Annotated in this window: 19 protein-coding genes; 8 read left to right on the top strand and 11 right to left on the bottom strand. The window is 70.7% G+C overall.

What is annotated here, in order from left to right; translation table 11 throughout:
* Window positions 1–81: 81 nt before the first annotated feature.
* Together ABTZ59_RS30460 and ABTZ59_RS30455 are read right to left on the bottom strand one after the other, a co-directional pair.
* Window positions 82–2166, bottom strand: a complete 2085-nt coding sequence (locus tag ABTZ59_RS30460) for a VMAP-C domain-containing protein (protein ID WP_351420232.1) — start codon at window positions 2164–2166, stop codon at window positions 82–84.
* Window positions 2163–2726: a CU044_2847 family protein gene (locus ABTZ59_RS30455; RefSeq protein ID WP_351420230.1), complete on the bottom strand. Its 564-nt coding sequence runs from the start codon at window positions 2724–2726 to the stop codon at window positions 2163–2165. Before ABTZ59_RS30455 ends, ABTZ59_RS30460 begins: the two co-directional genes overlap by 4 nt.
* 162 nt (window positions 2727–2888) lie before the next feature.
* Between ABTZ59_RS30455 and ABTZ59_RS30450 the strand changes: the two genes are divergently transcribed.
* A complete protein-coding gene (locus tag ABTZ59_RS30450) occupies window positions 2889–3074 on the top strand; it encodes a DUF6104 family protein (protein WP_007266501.1) in 186 nt (61 codons plus the stop codon).
* Between the two features lie 50 nt (window positions 3075–3124).
* Here ABTZ59_RS30450 and ABTZ59_RS30445 read toward each other — a convergent pair whose 3' ends face one another.
* Window positions 3125–3931 (bottom strand): hypothetical protein, encoded by an 807-nt coding sequence (locus ABTZ59_RS30445; protein ID WP_351420227.1) that lies wholly within the window; start codon window positions 3929–3931, stop codon window positions 3125–3127.
* Window positions 3932–4090: 159 nt separating this feature from the next.
* Between ABTZ59_RS30445 and ABTZ59_RS30440 the strand changes: the two genes are divergently transcribed.
* Entirely contained in the window at window positions 4091–5008 is a 918-nt protein-coding gene (locus ABTZ59_RS30440) for a DUF4097 family beta strand repeat-containing protein (RefSeq protein ID WP_351420225.1), read from the top strand.
* A gap of 2 nt (window positions 5009–5010) precedes the next feature.
* The gene (locus ABTZ59_RS30435; protein WP_351420222.1) at window positions 5011–5943 is read left to right on the top strand and encodes a PadR family transcriptional regulator; all 933 of its coding nucleotides are present in this window, start codon (window positions 5011–5013) and stop codon (window positions 5941–5943) included.
* A gap of 83 nt (window positions 5944–6026) precedes the next feature.
* Here ABTZ59_RS30435 and ABTZ59_RS30430 read toward each other — a convergent pair whose 3' ends face one another.
* From ABTZ59_RS30430 to ABTZ59_RS30405, 6 genes are all read right to left on the bottom strand, one after another.
* Window positions 6027–6587 carry a Clp protease N-terminal domain-containing protein gene (locus ABTZ59_RS30430; protein WP_351420221.1) on the bottom strand — a complete coding sequence of 187 codons (561 nt, stop codon included), beginning with the start codon at window positions 6585–6587 and terminating at the stop codon, window positions 6027–6029.
* Window positions 6587–6796: an HTH domain-containing protein gene (locus ABTZ59_RS30425; protein WP_030355647.1), complete on the bottom strand. Its 210-nt coding sequence runs from the start codon at window positions 6794–6796 to the stop codon at window positions 6587–6589. The genes ABTZ59_RS30430 and ABTZ59_RS30425 overlap by 1 nt, the downstream gene beginning before the upstream one ends.
* 78 nt (window positions 6797–6874) lie before the next feature.
* The gene (locus tag ABTZ59_RS30420; RefSeq protein ID WP_351420220.1) at window positions 6875–7828 is read right to left on the bottom strand and encodes a zinc-binding dehydrogenase; all 954 of its coding nucleotides are present in this window, start codon (window positions 7826–7828) and stop codon (window positions 6875–6877) included.
* A 73-nt stretch (window positions 7829–7901) separates the two neighbouring features.
* Window positions 7902–9461, bottom strand: a complete 1560-nt coding sequence (locus ABTZ59_RS30415) for an alkaline phosphatase D family protein (RefSeq protein WP_351420219.1) — start codon at window positions 9459–9461, stop codon at window positions 7902–7904.
* The gene (locus tag ABTZ59_RS30410; protein ID WP_351420218.1) at window positions 9458–10042 is read right to left on the bottom strand and encodes a phosphoesterase; all 585 of its coding nucleotides are present in this window, start codon (window positions 10040–10042) and stop codon (window positions 9458–9460) included. The genes ABTZ59_RS30415 and ABTZ59_RS30410 overlap by 4 nt, the downstream gene beginning before the upstream one ends.
* Before the next feature lie 193 nt (window positions 10043–10235).
* A complete protein-coding gene (locus ABTZ59_RS30405) occupies window positions 10236–11465 on the bottom strand; it encodes an NAD(P)-dependent malic enzyme (protein WP_351420216.1) in 1230 nt (409 codons plus the stop codon).
* A gap of 520 nt (window positions 11466–11985) precedes the next feature.
* Here ABTZ59_RS30405 and ABTZ59_RS30400 point away from each other — a divergent pair.
* Genes ABTZ59_RS30400 through ABTZ59_RS30390 form a run of 3 tightly spaced genes read left to right on the top strand, consistent with a single transcriptional unit; the run spans window position 11986 to window position 14701 of the window.
* Entirely contained in the window at window positions 11986–12948 is a 963-nt protein-coding gene (locus ABTZ59_RS30400; RefSeq protein WP_351420214.1) for an ABC transporter substrate-binding protein, read from the top strand.
* A 44-nt stretch (window positions 12949–12992) separates the two neighbouring features.
* Window positions 12993–13943 carry an amino acid ABC transporter permease gene (locus ABTZ59_RS30395; protein WP_351420212.1) on the top strand — a complete coding sequence of 317 codons (951 nt, stop codon included), beginning with the start codon at window positions 12993–12995 and terminating at the stop codon, window positions 13941–13943.
* A 5-nt stretch (window positions 13944–13948) separates the two neighbouring features.
* Window positions 13949–14701 carry an amino acid ABC transporter ATP-binding protein gene (locus ABTZ59_RS30390; RefSeq protein WP_351420331.1) on the top strand — a complete coding sequence of 251 codons (753 nt, stop codon included), beginning with the start codon at window positions 13949–13951 and terminating at the stop codon, window positions 14699–14701.
* Between the two features lie 74 nt (window positions 14702–14775).
* Here ABTZ59_RS30390 and ABTZ59_RS30385 read toward each other — a convergent pair whose 3' ends face one another.
* A complete protein-coding gene (locus ABTZ59_RS30385; RefSeq protein ID WP_351420209.1) occupies window positions 14776–15597 on the bottom strand; it encodes a class I SAM-dependent methyltransferase in 822 nt (273 codons plus the stop codon).
* Between the two features lie 91 nt (window positions 15598–15688).
* On the opposite strand from ABTZ59_RS30385, the gene ABTZ59_RS30380 reads away from it, so the two are divergent.
* Window positions 15689–16318 carry a CGNR zinc finger domain-containing protein gene (locus tag ABTZ59_RS30380; protein WP_249953897.1) on the top strand — a complete coding sequence of 210 codons (630 nt, stop codon included), beginning with the start codon at window positions 15689–15691 and terminating at the stop codon, window positions 16316–16318.
* Here ABTZ59_RS30380 and sodX read toward each other — a convergent pair.
* Window positions 16222–16638: a nickel-type superoxide dismutase maturation protease gene (gene sodX / locus ABTZ59_RS30375; RefSeq protein WP_249953898.1), complete on the bottom strand. Its 417-nt coding sequence runs from the start codon at window positions 16636–16638 to the stop codon at window positions 16222–16224. The two genes, ABTZ59_RS30380 and sodX, sit on opposite strands and share 97 nt — an antisense overlap.
* A gap of 150 nt (window positions 16639–16788) precedes the next feature.
* On the opposite strand from sodX, the gene sodN reads away from it, so the two are divergent.
* Window positions 16789–17184 (top strand): superoxide dismutase, Ni, encoded by a 396-nt coding sequence (sodN, locus tag ABTZ59_RS30370; RefSeq protein ID WP_030352782.1) that lies wholly within the window; start codon window positions 16789–16791, stop codon window positions 17182–17184.
* The last annotated feature ends 209 nt before the right edge of the window (window positions 17185–17393 follow it).

Here is a 17393-nt window from a genome sequence, read left to right as displayed (position 1 = left end):
CGCCAGGGGCAGCAACCGCCGAACGTGCCACACGGTAGCGATCCGCCGCCGACCCCGTAAGAGGCCGGTGGCCGGGGCGGTTCACGGTGCCTCCAGCAACTGGCCGGATCCGGGCAGCGGGTGGTGCGGATCGTCGTAGAAGAGCGCCACGCCGTCCGACCAGAACATCTCCGTACGCCCCGCGCGCACTCCCCGTCTCAGTTCCTGGATCTTCCACGGCAGCTGGTCGGCCGTGCCCGCCTCCGCGACCGTGGCCACCGCGCGCCGGTGGAAGTCCGCGCAGACCACGTCGGGACGGTCCTTGCCGCGCCGCAGCAGGGCGACATGGAAGCCGCCGCGCACCACCCGGGTCAGTCCGGCGGCGGTCTCGCCGTCGGGCCGGTCGCCGTAGCGGCAGAGCACGGGCACCGTCTCGTACGCCAGAGAGCGCAGCTCCTCCTCCGTAGGAACGGGTACCCGCAATCCGTCCTCGCAGTCGATGATCTCGGCCTGCATCGCCGCGCTCCACGTACGGTTCCAGCGCGCCCTGCGCTCCCGGACCTCGTCCTCCGAGAGCGGTGGCTCCTGGTCCGAACAGCGCACGACCACCGGACGCGTGACCCCGAGCGGCGGCTCGTCGGGCGACAGCTGCCAGCCGTCCACCTCAAGGCCGAGCAGCGCCTGTACGACGGCGACCTGGAGCATGGCGGGGCTGTCCGGCTCGTCGCAGCGGCGGAACGCCTCGGCGAGCGCGGCGGTGAGGCGCGTGTGCAGGCAGTGGCCGGGGGTGCCTCTGCTGTCCTCGGCGACCGGTAGCACCTCGCCGCTGTGCCGGGCGACACCCACCCGCCAGTCGTAGCTGTCCCGCTCCCAGCCGCGCGGCTCAAGCTCCAGCAGGACGAAGGGGCGCTCGCCCTCCGGGGGCCGCTCGCCGTAGGCCGGGGAGGCGCGCCGCTGCTCCCGGTCCGTCCGATGGCGGCCCGCCGACCACAGCCGGGTGATCTCGTTGCGGAACTCCCGCGAGAGCCGTTCGTCGGCGATCAGCTTCACCCAGCCCCAGAGCGCTTCCTCGGCCGCCGCGGTGGTGTGCGTGACATAGGGGCGCTCGGCGGAGATGACGCTCATGCAGTAGCGCAGGACGAGTTCGAGCGCGGCCTCCCCGCCACGGGTCTCGTAGAGCGCGCCGAGCCCGTCGCGCCAGCTGCGCGGCGCCGGATAGCGGTCCACGGAGTGCACATTGGGCAGCCGGAAGAGCAGATCGAGCAGGCTGTGCGTGGAGACCGGCGGCGGCAGTTCGGCGAGCCTGCCGAGCAGCATCACCCGCTGCTGGGGGGTCAGCGCGCGGTCCGCGCCCGTGGCGAGCGAACTCTGCACATCGGTCCACGTACGGCCGGTGCCCACCCGGCTTATGTGGCGGTCGGCGTGGTAGCGGTCATGGGCGTGGAACACCGCCTGGTAGTCGTCGTCCGACTCCGCCCCGGCCATCGCGGCGGGCACCGGCAGCGAACGCAGCCGGTCGATGGCGATGGAGGTCCCGCCCATGGCGCCGAGCAGCTGGGACTTCAGCACCCCGACCACCTCGCCGCGGTGCAGATCGACGGCGGGCCCGCCGGAGACCCCGGGCGGCAGCACATCCCCGCCGAGCCGCATCTGCTCGTCGGAGTCGGCCCAGCCGCCCACGGTGCCCTGTACGGCGCACTGCCCGCTGAGCCGCTTCAGCCGGCCGCCCACCTCGGTCCAGCCCGAGTAGAGCACCTGCTCGCCGCCGAAGAACTTCGCGGGGCGCTCACTGACATACACACAGGCGTGGTCGACGGGCCTGCTGAGCCGGACGAGCGCGAGATCGGGCGCCGGCCAGCCCGCGCCGGGTCCGGCACCGCCCGGGGGCGTCTCGGGAAGCGCCGCGACGACCGCCCCCGCGACCGCCGTCTCGCCGCTTCGGGGTCCGGTTTCGAAGACCACGGTCACGTCCCGCCCCTCCCCCTGCAACGCCACATGCGCACATGTGAGAACCCAGCTCGGGGCGATGAAGAAGCCGCTCCCCAGGAAGCTTCCGCTTGGCCCATCAGGGTCATACCCGCCCCCCGGAGCATGGATGCGCACGGTGGCGGCCATGACGAGGTCGCGCAGGGCGAGTCCGCCGTCGCCGAAGGCTCCGGGCACACCCCGGGCGAGCCCGTCGATCATGCTCCGCTCCCGGCCGGGGGCGTGGGACCACCCGGATGCGCCGGTGCGCCGGGTGATGCGCCGGGCGTGCCCCCGGCGGGCGGGGCGGCGGGCGGCGCGGCGGGCGGGACGACCGTGGGCACGGCGGGCGGGACGGCCGGCGGCGCGGTGGGCCGTGGCGGTGGCGCCGTCTGGGGCGGCACCGCCGGCCGTGGCGCGGCGAGATCGGCGGGCGGACCGCCGTCGTTCCAGGTGAGGGTGACTTTGATGCCCCCCTTGGCCTCACCGTCGGCGAGCAGTCCGACGACCTTGCCCGACTTGGCGGTGAGCTCGATGCCGAACTCGACACTCACCTCGTCGGGACGCACCGCGCGTAGAGGCCCGGCAAGAGACCGCGCGACGCTGGTCACGACGGATTGCAGACTCTCCACCCGCGCCTGTACCTGATCCGCGAACCCGGTGTCCGCGTACGTCAGGCCCCCCGATGGCCGACGCAGTTCCTCGGCCCCGGAGATCCGAGCCCATACGGGCGTGCCGTCCGGCATTTCGATGCGCGTGACATTGGCCTCGTCATCACCCATGACTTCCCCCGTTCCCCCAATTCCCCGCAGGTTAACGGCAGTAGAGAGCCGACGCGAGGGGCATGGGAAAGGACGCCGCCGCGCACCCGGTCGGTTCTCGGCGGCGCAGCGGACCTCGCTCCCGCTCTCCCCACCCCTCTCACCAGGCATTAGGCTGATTCCATGTACTTCACCGACCGTGGGATCGAGGAACTGGAGAAACGGCGCGGCGAGGAGGAGGTCACTTTCGAGTGGCTGGCCGAACAGCTGCGTACGTTTGTCGACCTCAATCCCGATTTCGAAGTTCCGGTCGAACGTCTCGCGACCTGGCTGGCACGGCTGGACGACGAGGACGAGGACGACGAATAGCCGTACGGCGTCCCCGCCGCCCCTTTACCCGGTCCCGTACGGCCCCGGTCTCATTCCTCGGCGCGAATCCTGTCGTACGCGAGTCCCAGCACGCCGTGCGTGACGAGCAGCGTGCCCGCGAAGACCCAGCCCGCGCTCCGGCGGCGGGCCGCCCAGAGGACCAGCGGTACGCCCGTCGCGAGTTGGGCGACGGCGAGCAGCCGGGCCTTGGGGCCGCGTAGCCAGGGGCCCAGCGGCCCGTCCTCCACCACGTCCAGCTCGGCCCGTACGGCGTCGCGCCAGCCGGCCCATTCGAGCTGCTCGGCGCCCGGCTGGATGCGCGCGACCTCGCGCAGCCGATCGGCCGGTTCGCCCGGGGTGAGACCGGCCGGAAGGCTGAGGCCGGTACGGGCGAGGAACGCGGCCAGCGCCCGGAGCCTGCTCCTGGAGTCGGCCTCCTGGTCCTCGTGGGTGAGCGGATCCAGTGCCTGGAGGTCCAGTACGGGATCGAGGCCGAGGCGGGCCGCGAACGTACGCATCGCCTCGTCCTCCCCGGCGGGCGTGCCGTCCGCGAGCCAGACATAGCCGACGGTGCGCCGGAAGCCGGCCGCCAGGGTGTAGCCGGCCCGGCCCGCGTCCCACCACAGGGCGAGAACCGGCCAGTTGGAGCCGACGGCGAGCGCGGTGGCCCAGCTCACGACCACGCGGTCGACCGGTTCGCCGCCGTGCAGCCAGGGCTTGCCCTCGGGAACGAGCACGGTCCAGCCCGCACCGGCCGGGGTGAGCAGCAGCCGTTCGCGGAGCAGATGGGCGGCGGGCCGTACCACCGCCGGCTCGGCCCGGCAGAGCAGCAGAGCCCCCACGGAAGTCTCGTTCATAGCCTTACGCTAGGGCACTTTGCCCCGATTTGGGCGCTGCGACCGCCAGGGGCCCGACGGGTTCGGCCACCCGGCCTTGACTTCCCATAACCGCGATATATCGTGTCTACCAAGAGACGCGATATGTTGCGTTAAGCCGGGCCTCAGGAGGTCAGCACCATGGCAGAGTCGGCGTGGGAAGTCGCCGAGCCGAGAAAGCTCACCTTCGACGACCCGGTGACCTCGCTCAATGTGCGCGTGGTCAATGGGACCGTGAACGTCGTCGGCACGGACGAGGCCGTACTGAACGAACAGGGCGGCGCCCATCTGGAGATCTCCCGGATCGAGGGCCCGCCGCTGATCGTGACCCGAAGCGGTTCCACGCTCACGGTCGCGTACGAGGACCTGCCCTGGAAGGACTTCCTCAAGTGGCTCGACCCCAAGGGCAGGCACCGCAGCGCGGTCGTCTCCGTCACGGTCCCCGCCGGGACCGAGGTCGAGGTCGGGGTGGTCGGCGCCGGGGCCATGGTCTCGGGGGTGCGGGGGCGTACGGACGTCCGGGGCGTCAGCGGCGACACCACGCTCGTGGGGCTGTCCGGCGAGGTACGCGCCGACACGGTCTCCGGCAATGTGGAGGCCCAGGCGGTCACCGGCGGCCTCCGCTTCCACTCCGTCTCGGGCGATCTGACGGTCGTCGAGGGCGCGGGATCGTCCGTACGGGCCGACTCGGTCAGCGGCGACATGGTCGTGGACCTCGACCCGGCGGGCGCACCCACCGACATCAGGCTGACCTCGGTCTCGGGCGGGATCGCGATCCGGCTGCCGCATCCCACGGACGCGCGGGTCGAGGCGAACACGGCGAGCGGCGCCGTCTCCAACGCCTTCGACGATCTGCGGGTCAGCGGCCACTGGGGCGCACACAAGATCACCGGCACGCTGGGGGCGGGCACGGGCACGCTCAAGGCGACCACGGTGTCCGGCTCGATCGCGCTGCTGCGCAGACCGCCGGCGGAGGACGGCCCGTACGACCACCCCGCCCCCTCCCAGGCCGCCCCCTCCCCGGCCGGCACGGCGCCGGCCGACACGAAGGAGTTCTGACCATGCCTCCGGTCTTCGCCCACGGCCGCCTGCGCCTCTATCTGCTCAAGCTGCTCGACGAGGCGCCGCGCCACGGCTACGAGGTGATCCGCCTCCTGGAGGAGCGCTTCCAGGGCCTGTACGCGCCGTCCGCCGGCACGGTCTATCCCCGGCTGGCCAAGCTGGAGGCCGAGGGCCTTGTCACGCATGCCACCGAGGGCGGCCGCAAGGTCTACTCGATCACCGACGCGGGCCGCGCCGAACTGGCGGGACGAGGCGGCGAGCTGGCCGATCTGGAGCTGGAGATCCGCGAGTCCGTGGCCGAGCTGGCCGCGGAGATACGGGACGACGTACGGGGCGCGGCGGGCCAACTGCGCAGCGAGATGCGCGCGGCGGCCTCCGAGACCCGCACGGGCGGCGCCCGGAAGGACTGGGAGTCGGCCTTCGGGGACCACGACGCCTGGCGCGCGGCCAAGGAGGAGCTCAAGCGCGCCAAGCAGGAGTGGAAGGAGCAGGCCCGCCGGGCGAAGGACGAGTCCCGCCGGGCCCGCGAGGACGCGGAGCAGACCCGCGAGACGGTGCAGCGCATCGCGAAGCAGGTCCAGGACCAGGTGCAGGACCACTTCGTACGGGGCGACTGGCCGAGCGGGCTGCGCGAAGGCATGTCGGAACTGGCCGACCAGCTGAGCGGCCTGGCCGGCACGGCATGGTCCACCCGCAAACCGCCGCCCGCCCCGGCCCCTGCCCCGGAGCCGGAGCCCGATCCGGTCTGGGCGGAGGACACCCCGCGGACGGGCGACCCGGCACGCGACCTGGACCGGCTGCTGGACCGCTTCCGCGACGACATCCGCGACGCGGCGCGGGACAACGGGGTGACGGAAGCGCAACTGACGCAGGCGCGGAGCCACTTGGCGGCGGCGGCGACACGGATCGGCGAGGTGTTGCGCGAGGGCTGACACGCGCCGTCCGGCGGGGCCATGGTCCGGTCGTCTCTGGCGGGGGCCGGTGATCCGGGTGCGGGTTGTCGCCGGGGGGCCGGTCAGCCCGCCTCCGACAGCCCGCCGAACATCGCGCGTTCCACCGTCTCGTACGTCGCCCCGTGATCCGCCAGGACCTCCGAGACGAGCCCCGGCCGGGCCGTCAGCGCGAGCAGGAGGTGTTCGTCGCCGATGTGCCGGTCGCCGCGGCCGAGCGCGATCCGCAGCGACTTCTCCAGGGTGGCCTTCGCCGCCGGGGTGAACCCCCGGTGCCCCGACCACCACCGCTTCGGCCTTGCGCCGACCTGCATCACGCCTTCACCGTGGGCTTGCTCGACCTTCGAGACGATCTCCGCGACGTCGATCCCGATCCCGGCCAGCGCGTCCGCGTCAGCCTGCGTCAGACCGCCCCGTCTGCGCGCCCGCGCGAACGCGCTCTCCAGCGACGCCCGCCGGTCGGTGACGCCGAGCGCGGCCAGCGCGAAGGACGCGCGCGTGCCCCGCTGGTCGAGCAGCGCCAGCAGAAGGTGCTCGTCGGTGACCGTGTCCGCGCCCTTGCGTTCGGAGTGTCCGACGGCCCCGGTGACCACACCGCGGGCGCCCTTGGTGAATCGTTCGAACATCACTGCCTCCCGTGCTTCTTGTGCGCGGCCTGCCGGCTGACGCCCAGCTCGTCCGCGATCTCCTGCCACGACCAGCCCTGATTGCGGGCGCTGCGCACCTGTACCGCTTCGAGCTGTTCCAGCAGCCGCCGCAGCGCGGCGACCGCCCTCAGCCCGACCCGGGGGTCGCGGTCGCCCGCCCGCTCGGCGAGATCCGTTGCTTCGGTCATGACGTCAACGTACGTTGACAGGAGAGTGGTGTCAATAGAAGTTGACAACCTCAGGGAGTCAGTCTCAGGGAGTCAGCCTCAGGGAGTCAGTACGACCTTGCCGAACAGTTCGCCCGCCGCCATCCGCTCGAAGCCCTCCCGCGCCCGCTCCAGCGGCAGCACCTCGTCGATCACCGGCCGTACGCCCTTCACCGCGCAGAAGGCGAGCAGATCCTCCAGTTCGTCCCTGGACCCCATCGTCGAGCCGACCACCCTCAGCTCCAGGAAGAAGATCCGGGTCAGCTCGGCGTGCGCCGGACGGTCACCACTCGTCGCGCCCGAGATCACCAGCGTGCCGCCGCGCCGGAGGCACTTGATGGAGTGCGACCAGGTCGCGGCGCCCACCGTCTCGATGACGGCGTCCACCCGGTGCGGCAGCCGCGCGCCGGGCTCATAGGCCGCCAGCGCGCCCAGTTCGACCGCGCGGGCCCGCTTGGCCTCGTCGCGGCTGGTCGCGTACACCCGCAGTCCCGCGGCGCTGCCGAGCACGATGGCCGCCGTGGCGACCCCGCCGCCCGCGCCCTGGACGAGGACCGAATCCCCGGGCCGCACACCGGCGTTGGTGAAGAGCATGCGGTACGCGGTCAGCCAGGCGGTCGGCAGACAGGCGGCCTGCTCGAAGGTGAGCTGCGGCGGCTTGGGCAGAACGTTGCCGACGGGCACGGTGACCTGCTCGGCGAACGTGCCCTGGTAGTGCTCGGTGAGGATCGACCGCGGCTCGGCGCCGTGATCGCCCCCGCCGATCACCGAATGCACCACGACCTCGTTGCCGTCCGGGTCGAGGCCGGCGGCGTCGCAGCCGAGGATCATCGGCAGCTTGCCCTCGGGCAGGCCGACCCCGCGCAGCGACCACAGATCGTGGTGGTTGAGCGAGGCGGCCTTCACCCTGACGGTGGTCCAGCCGGGGCGCGCCTCGGGCGCGGGGCGATCGCCCAGCTCAAGGCCGTTGAGGGGGTGGTCGCGGTCAATGCGGGCTGCGTAGGCGGCGAACATGACCTTGACGATAGGGCGGGGGCGGGACGCGGAAGAACCGTACGCGCGTGTGACACGCGTCCCGCACCCCTGATCAGTCCCTGCGGTACTGCGCGGGCGAGTTCCTGGTCGCCGGGTCCTCGTACGCGCCCGCCGTCCCCCGGTCCACATGGAAGGTGGTCAGCGTCGAGACGGGCGAGACCGGATCCCGGCGGTCCTCGATCACCCGCATATGGGTGGTGAACCGCTCCGGTGTCACCTCGTACACGTCGTAGCCGTAACGGTTCCCCTCGAAGTACTGGAGGTGCGGATTGGCCTGGCCCATGAGCGGCCCGTTGGTCGCGTTCCAGCCCGGGTCGTACGCGCTGGAGGTCACCGAGTGCGCCGTGAACTCCGTACCGATGACGGGCGATTCCGGGTTGTCGTAGTCCGGCCGGATGTCGTCGACGAACGCCGAGTGCCAGTCACCCGTGAGCACGACGAGGTCTTCGAGGCCGCTCGTACGGACATGTTCGAGCACTTCCTTGCGCTCGCCGAGGAAGCCGTCCCACTGATCGGTGAACATGTACGAACCGCCGGGCCTGCCGCGCAGCTGGCTGAGCATGATCGAGTTGGCCCAGATGTGCCAGGAGTCGGGGGCGCGGTCGACGGTCCGCTTGAGCCACGCCTTCTGGTCGGCGCCGAGGATCGTGCCGTCCGGGAGGTTCTGCGCGGAGCGGTACTGCCGCAGATCCAGCACGGCCAGCTCCAGCAGATCGCCCCAGCGGCGCACCCGGTGGATGTCCGGGTCGGGCAGGGCGGAGTCACCGGCGTCGCGGTGCGGCAGATGCTCGTACCACGCCTGGTAGGCGGCGGCCCGGCGCTGGAGGAACGGCGCCCCGCCGCCCGTACCGCTGTAGTCGTTGGCGACCTCGTGGTCGTCCCAGGTCAGGAACCAGGGGTGGGCGGCGTGCGCCTCCCGCAGCGAGGGATCGCCCTTGTAGAGCGCGTGGCGCCTGCGGTAGTCGTCGAGTGTGTAGATCATCGGGCCGTTGTTGTCGCGGACGACATCGCCGCCCTGGGGCCCGTACTCGTAGATGTAGTCGCCGAGATGGATGACGAAGTCCAGCCGCTCGCGGGCGATCCCGCGCAGCGCCGCGTAGTAACCCTGCGGGTAGTTCTGGCAGTTGGCCGTGGCGAAGCGGGCACCGCGCACCCGGCCCGTGGGCGCGGTCCTGGTCCTGCCCAGCCTGCTGGTGCGGCCCAGCGCGGTGAACGCGTACCAGTACTCGCGGCCCGGACGCAGGCCATGGACCGGTACGTGCACGCTGTGCCCGAGCGTCGCGGACGCGGGGGCCGTGCCCCGGGCGACGACCCGGCGCAGCGCCCGGTCCTCGGCCACGACCCAGCGCACCTCGACGACTTCGGGCAGCGGCTGTTCGCCGGGCACGGCGAACGGTTCAGGCGCCAGGCGGGTCCACAGCACGACGCTCGTGGGCCCCGGATCGCCGGAGGCGACGCCGAGCGTGAACGGCGCGGCGTCGTAGGACGAGCCGAGCGCCTCGGCGGCCTCGCGCGCCTGCGCGGGCGAGAGGCCGGCGCTCAGCGGCCAGACCACATTGAGCGCTCCGGCGGCGCCCGCGGCCTTGAGCAGATCGCGTCGGTTCAGTTTCATGCCCGTCCCCCCGAGGCGTTCAGAGTCAGCGATATCGCGTCGGCGTAACCGTCGTTGGAGACCCCGGAGCCGGCCCGGGTGAAGACGAGCAGCACCCGCGCGGAGCGCGCGCCGGGCGGCACAGCGGCCTCGGCGGTGCGTTCGACCAGCGCGGTACGGCCGCCGCGTTCGGCCGACGTGACCGGGCCGAGCACGGACAGCGCGACGGGTGTGCCCCTGCCGTCACGGAACTCGACCGACAGCCTGACGCCGTCCTCCTGCGTCGCATACCCGCCGAGCCACCCGGACACGGCGTACCGCACCCGCCCCGCATCCACCGCGGCGCGGCCGACCGCCCCGGCGGCGGGCAGCGTGACGTCCTGGACGAGCGCGGTGCGCGGGCTGTTCCCACCGGAGAAGAACCGGCTGCCACGGTGGGTGGGGGCGGGGCCCGGGTCGGCGGGGGTGGGGTAGCCGTTCCCGACGTCGTACCCGATGAGCGCGGGCGCGCCTTCCCGTACGACCCAACCGTGCACGGCGGACACGGGTTCGGCGCTCCCCCCGGGCCCACGCTCGGCGTCACCATTGACGAGCAGGTTCACAAGCGCCTCCTGTGTCGGTTGCTGTCACAGGCATCACAACAGGCGGGCGTGAACCAGGGGAAGAGCATGGGTTGCGCCGCGGGGCGCCTCCGGCAGGGGGACGGGTGGTGCCGGGCGCGAGCCCGGAGCGCACCCCGGCACCACCCCGCACCCGGAAACCGGCCCCGCCCCGGAGACCCGCCACCGCCAGGAGTCAGCGACGGGCTACGCCCTCCGACCGTGCCGCCGACGCCACCGCCGCCGTCACCGCCGGTGCCACCCGCTCGTCGAACGGCGACGGGATCACGTAGTCCGCCGCCAGCTCCTCGCCGACCACGTCGGCCAACGCGTTCGCCGCCGCGATCTTCATGCCCTCCGTGATCCGGGACGCCCGGACCTGGAGCGCGCCCGCGAAGATGCCAGGGAAGGCGAGCACGTTGTTGATCTGGTTCGGGTAGTCGGAGCGCCCGGTGGCCACGACGGACGCGTACTGGTGCGCGATGTCGGGGTGGACCTCCGGGTTCGGGTTGGCCATCGCGAAGACGAACGCGCCCGGCGCCATCGACGCGACCGCCGGCTCCGGGACCGTACCGCCGGAGACGCCGATGAAGACGTCCGCGCCGGAGAGGGCGGACTCCAGCGAGCCGGAGAGCCCGGCGCGGTTGGTGATCTCGGCCAGTTCGCGCTTGACGTCGGTGAGGTCGTCACGGTCGCGGCTGACGACACCCCTGCGGTCGGCGACGGCGACATCGCCGATGCCCGCCTCCAGCAGGAACTTGGCGATGGCGACCCCGGCCGCCCCCGCGCCGGAGATGACCGCGCGCAGGTCGCCGAGCTCACGCTTCGTCAGCTTCGCCGCGTTGCGCAGGGCGGCGAGCGTCACGACGGCCGTGCCGTGCTGGTCATCGTGGAAGACGGGGATGTCCAGCCGCTCCTGGAGCCTGCGCTCGATCTCGAAGCAGCGCGGCGCCGAGATGTCTTCCAGGTTGACGCCGCCGAAGGACGGCGCGAGCCGCACGACGGTGTCGATGATCTCGTCCGTGTCGGTGGTGGCGAGCGCCAGCGGCACCGCGTCGACCCCGCCGAACTGCTTGAACAGGATCGCCTTGCCCTCCATCACGGGGAGCGAGGCCTCCGGTCCGATGTCGCCGAGTCCGAGCACCGCCGTACCGTCCGTCACGACGGCGACGACCTGCGACTTCCAGGTGTAGTCGTGCACCAGCTCGGGCCGTTCGGCGATCGCGCTGCACACCTTCGCGACGCCGGGGGTGTACGCGAGGGACAGATCGTCCTTGTCACGCACCGGCACGGTGGCCTGGATGGCCATCTTGCCGCCGCGGTGCAGCGCGAAGGCCGGATCGAAGGGCTCGTCCGGAGCACTCTCCGGGCCGCCCTGGTTGTCGGTCGCGCTGTCGCCGCGAGGATGGAAAATCTCCGCTGCCATGTGGATGACCCCTTAGGTGTTCATCAGTTGAGGGTTGCCGCTCCTGGTTGAGGAGGGGTGGGTGGGCACCGCGTGCGCGACCGCGCCGGCGGTTGGTCCGCTCGGCCCGGAAGGTGATACGTACGCGCGGGCGCGCCGCACACGCGCCCCGAGCCCCGGATGAGGGGTGTAATCGTTCTTCTTACCGGACGGACCGTGTCGTCCACGAGTCCATATATCCGCGGTGAGATGACCCATAGCCGAGTATTCGGACACTTCCGGTAAGCGGCATGAATCACGCCCTAAAAAGGAGACGGACCGGAGATTGTCCGGCCGGAAGAAGGTATTCCAGCAGATGGTCCGGTCTTGATGTACCGCCATGCCGGGGTCGGGGGGTCTCCCGTTACCCGATTTTGACATGCCTGCTCCCCTGAATGGGCCAGTCCGAATGGCAAGATGCCCTAATCACACTCGGTCGCGACACTCGAAGACGCGTGCTCGGCCATTTGGCAGCTCCCTCATCCGCCGGAGGATCCCGATCATGACCGCAAGCACCACCCGCCGGACGACCGCCGTGAAGTCCAGGATCGCCGCGGTCGGCGCGCTCGCGGTCGCGGGCACCCTGCTGCTGACCGCCTGCGGCGACCAGACCGAGAGCGCCAAGAAGGACGGCGGTTCCTCCGTCGCGGCCAAGGCCCCGCTCTTCGACGAGCTGCCGAAGGCGATCCAGGACAAGGGCGTCATCAAGGTCGGCTCCGACATCGCGTACCCGCCGGTCGAATTCAAGGACAAGTCGGGCAAGACCGTCGGCATGGACCCGGATCTCGCCGACGCGCTGGGCAAGCAGCTCGGTGTGACGTTCGAGTTCGAGAACGGCACCTTCGACACCCTGCTGACCGGTCTGCGGTCGAAGCGGTACGACATCGCCATGTCGGCCATGACGGACACCAAGGACCGGCAGAACGGTGTGGACGGCGACACCGGCAAGAAGGTCGGCGAGGGCGTCGACTTCGTCGACTACTTCACCGCCGGTGTCTCGATCTACACCAAGAAGGGCGACGACAAGGGAATCACCACCTGGTCCGACCTCTGCGGCAAGAAGATGGTCGTCCAGCGCGGCACCGTCTCGCACGACCTGGCCAAGGCCGAGAGCAAGAAGTGCACGGACGCCGGCAAGGGCGCGATCACCCTGGAGGCCTTCGACAACGACCTGGAGGCGCAGACCCGGCTGCGCGGAGGCGGCGCGGACGCCGGTGCCAGTGACTTCCCGGTCGCGGCGTACGCGGTGAAGACCTCGGGCGGCGGCAATGACTTCCAGCTGGTCGGCGAGCAGGTCGAGGCCGCTCCGTACGGGATCGCCGTCGCCAAGAACAACCCGCTGACGAAGGCGCTCCAGTCCGCGCTGGAGGCCATCATCAAGAACGGCGAGTACGACAAGATCATCGCCAAGTGGGGGGTCGAGGACGGCGCGGTCAAGGAGGCCAGGCTCAACGGCGGCTCCTGAGTCCGCGCCCGCTCCGAAGGCTCTGAAAGGCAGAGGCATCATCCGTGACGGTTGACATCGACAAATCGGACGACCCCAAGGAAGGCCCACGGACCGTGTCGTCCACCGCACCGGAATCCATCAAGGCGATTCCGGTGCGGCACTACGGGCGTTACGTGTCCGCGGTCGTCGCGATCGGCGTGCTGGTCGCGCTGGTATACGCGTTCGCCCAGGGGGATGTGAACTGGGGCGCCATCCCGGACTACTTCTTCGACGGCCAGATACTGACCGGCGTCAAGAACACCGTGATCATCACGGTGCTCGCGATGATCCTCGGAGTGGTGCTCGGCATCGTCCTGGCGGTGATGCGGCTCTCCAAGAACCCGGTGACGTCCGCCATCGCGTGGTTCTACATCTGGTTCTTCCGCGGCACGCCGGTCTACGTACAGCTGCTCGTCTGGTTCAACCTGGGCATCGTCTTCGAGTACATCAACCTCGGGCCGATCTACAAGGACGAGTGGTCCTCGTTCATGACCCCGTTCCTGTGCGCGCTGCTGGGCCTCGGGCTCAATGAGGCGGCGTACATGGCGGAGATCTGCCGGGCGGGCCTCCAGTCGGTCGACGAGGGCCAGACCGAGGCGGCGCACGCGCTGGGCATGAGCCACGCCAAGACGCTGCGCCGGATCGTGGTGCCCCAGGCGATGCGCGTGATCGTGCCGCCCACGGGCAACGAGGTCATCAATATGCTGAAGACCTCGTCGCTGGCGGTGGCGGTGCAGTACACCGAGCTGCTGCGCTCGACCCAGAACGTGGCACAGACCTCGGGTGCCACGGTGGAGATGCTGTTCCTGGCCGCGGCCTGGTACATGATCCTGACCTCGGTGCTCAGCATCGGCCAGTACTACCTGGAGCGGTACTACGCGCGCGGTTCGAGCCGCAGCCTGCCGATGACCCCGTTCCAGCGCGTCCGCGTCAACCTGCTGTCCCTCGGCCGGCCCAAGGGAGGCATGGCATGACCCAGATGGTGAAGGCCGAGGGCGTACACAAGTCCTTCGGCGCCGCCCATATCCTCAAGGGCATCGATCTGGAGGTCGCCCCGCGCGAGGTCTTCTGTCTGATCGGCCCGTCGGGCTCCGGCAAGTCGACCTTCCTGCGGTGCATCAACCATCTGGAGAAGATCAACGCGGGCCGGCTGTCGGTCGACGGCGAGCTGGTCGGCTACCGCCAGAAGGGCGACAAGCTGTACGAGCTCAAGGACAGCGAGGTCGCCAGGAAGCGCCGGGACATCGGCATGGTCTTCCAGCGCTTCAATCTCTTTCCGCACATGACGGCGGTCGAGAACATCATGGAGGCGCCGATCCAGGTGCGCGGCGAGGCGAAGGCCGTGGCCCGCGCCCGTGCCGAGCGGCTGCTGGACCGGGTCGGGCTCGCCGACAAGGCCGGCAGCTATCCGTCGCAGCTCTCCGGCGGCCAGCAGCAGCGGGTGGCGATCGCCCGCGCGCTGGCGATGGAGCCCAAGCTGATGCTCTTCGACGAGCCCACGTCGGCGCTCGACCCCGAGCTGGTGGGCGATGTGCTCGATGTGATGCGCGATCTGGCGCAGGACGGCATGACGATGATCGTGGTCACCCATGAGATGGGTTTCGCGCGCGAGGTCGGCGACGCGCTGGTCTTCATGGACGACGGTGTGGTCGTCGAATCGGGCCATCCGCGCGATGTACTGACGAACCCTCAGCACGACCGGACGAAGTCCTTCCTGTCGAAGGTGCTGTAGAAGGTGCGGAACGAGTGAGGGCGGTACGGCTCCGTCCGTACCGCCCTCACCCGTGACCCGCCCTCGGTTCGCCCCTACTTGAGCGCGAGGACGAGGGAGTCGGACGGTGAGGACCAGACCGCCCGCACCTCGCCGAAGCCCGCGTCGCGCAGCTTTCGCGCGTGCCAGTCCACGGATGGAGTGTCGCCTTCCGCGTGTTCGCCGTAGATCCTGAACCGCTCGGCCGTCGGTTCCGCGAGGACCGGGTCCCGGCCGGCCAGCTCCCACCAGTCCGCCCAGTCGACGGCGCCCGCGGCCTTGGCCCGGTCCATTCCGGCGTGCCGGTGGGCGCGCTCGATCGCGTTGATCCTGGGGGTGGACCCGTCCGTCATATGGTCGGCGTTCATGAAGACGCCGCCATCCCTGACCAGGCCCCCGAGCTGCCCGTACAGCGCCGCGAGCGGTTCGGCGCGCAGCCAGTGGAGGGCGGTCGCGGTGAGTACGGCGTCGTACGAGGTACCCGGCAGGAGCGCCGTCCAGCCCGGGTCCTTCAGGTCGGCGGTCACGAAGCTCACGCGCCCGTCGCCGGCGAAGTAGCCCCGGGCGATGGCGAGGAGCGCGGGGTCGAGGTCGACGCCGGTGCTGGTCGCTCCCGGGAACCGGCGGAGCAGCCTGTCCGTGATGCTTCCCGTACCGCAGGCGAGGTCGAGCACCCTCGGCTCGGGGCCCACCGCGGCCTCGACCATGTCCAGCATGACCCGGAAGCGCTCCTCGCGGTCGGGCATGTACCACTCCTGCTGGCGGTCCCAGCTCTCCTGCCAGCCGCGCCAGTCGGTCCCGGCCGACTCGTGGGTCCCCGCCGACTCGCGGGTCCCCGTACTGGTAGATCCCGTACGCGCGGTTCCCGTCTCCGTCATGGAACGTCCCCTCTGTAATACCCTAGAAGCACAACTAGCCATTACATCATTTTTCCCTCCAGACCCTAGACCGCTTCCGTAAGGACTACAAGTGGAACTGGCCTCTTACTCGGACTCCGCCGTGCGACTGGTCAACACCGAGGAACCGGCCCGCGGTACGGACACCCTGACCTCGGTCGAGGCCGTCCGCGCCCTCTTCGGCCCCAGCTCCCAGGCGGCCCGCCGCGCCACCGACGCGGACGTCACCCGCTTCCGGTCGGTAAGGGCCCGGCTGCGCGCCGTCTTCACCGCCGCCGACGAGGGCGAGGCCACCCAGGCGGTGGACCTGCTCAACTCACTGCTGCTCGAATTCCCGGTCAGCCCGCAGATCTCCGGCCATGACTTCCTGGACGACGAGGGCCATCCGCGCTGGCACATGCATCTCGCGGACCACCCCTCCAACGCGACCGCGGGCTTCGCGGCGACGGCGGCCATGGGGCTGGCGTTCCATCTGACGGAGTACGGCGTCGACCGGCTCGGCCTGTGCCAGGCGGCGCCGTGCCGCAACGCCTATCTGGACACGTCCACCAACCGCTCGCGCCGCTACTGCTCGGACCGCTGCGCGACCCGCGCCAACGTCGCCGCCTACCGGGCCCGCAAACGCCTGGAGACCGAGCGCTCGGCCAGCACCGGCCGCACCGCGGACACCAGCCAGGACACCACGGCGCGCGCCGACCGCTGATCCCCCAGCGGGCGGTACCGCGCCCGGACCCGCCCCAGCAGCAGCTCCTCGGGAACCGCGCCGAACACCCGGCTGTCCCCCTCGGCCCCCGGATTGTCCCCGAGCACCCACCACCCGCCGTCGCGCAGCTCCACCAGCCGTTTCACAATCAGCAAGTCCTGTTGCAGCGGATGCTTCAGCACCGCCACATCGCCGGGCTTGAGGGGAGCGCGATAGTGCACGAGGAGCTGATCGCCGTGCCTGAGCGTCGGATACATGGACGGACCCATCACTTCAGCGATCCCCAACGACACCCTCGGCTCCCGCCCGTGCTCCGCCATTCGGCACCTCCCGGTCCCACGGTACGTTCCGCCACGCGTCCCATACTGACCCCGGACTTTTGTCCTAAGCCCCAGGGGGCACCCGCGAAAACAGGCTTCTCACGGAGTAATGTCCCACCTGAGAAGACGATCACGAGGAAGGACAGCTCCATGCTTTCCCGCCTGTTTGCCCCCAAGGTGAAGGTCAGCGCCCACTGCGACCTCCCCTGCGGCGTGTACGACCCGGCCCAGGCCCGCATCGAGGCCGAGTCGGTCAAGGCCGTCCAGGAGAAGATGCAGGGCAACGACGACGCCCACTTCCAGGCGCGCGCGACGGTCATCAAGGAGCAGCGCGCCGAGCTCGCGAAGCACCACGTCTCGGTGCTCTGGAGCGACTACTTCAAGCCCCCGCACTTCGAGAAGTACCCGGAGCTGCACCAGCTGGTCAACGACACCCTGAAGGCGCTGTCGACCGCGAAGGGCTCGAAGGACCCGGCCACGGGCCAGAAGGCCCTGGACTACATCGCCCAGATCGACAAGATCTTCTGGGAGACGAAGAAGGCGTAACCCGCCTCCAGACATGTCCATGCCGAATACGTGGCATACATGCAGGTCAGGCGCTACACAGGAAGGCCCGGCGATAGCAACTGCCGGGCCTTCCCGTTCAGCCAAATCCACCAGCGCGGCTAGGTCCTGTCCGGTCGATCTTCGCGGGCCCGCGACGCCTGGCACCGCACCTCGCCGCGTTGTCGGAGTCGCCCAAGTACGTCCAGTAC

This window comes from Streptomyces sp. NPDC094034 (assembly GCF_040303865.1).
Taxonomy (GTDB): Bacteria; Actinomycetota; Actinomycetes; order Streptomycetales; family Streptomycetaceae; genus Streptomyces.
The sequence above is the reverse complement of the archived record's forward strand: the minus strand, read 5'-3'. Positions and strand labels throughout refer to the sequence as shown.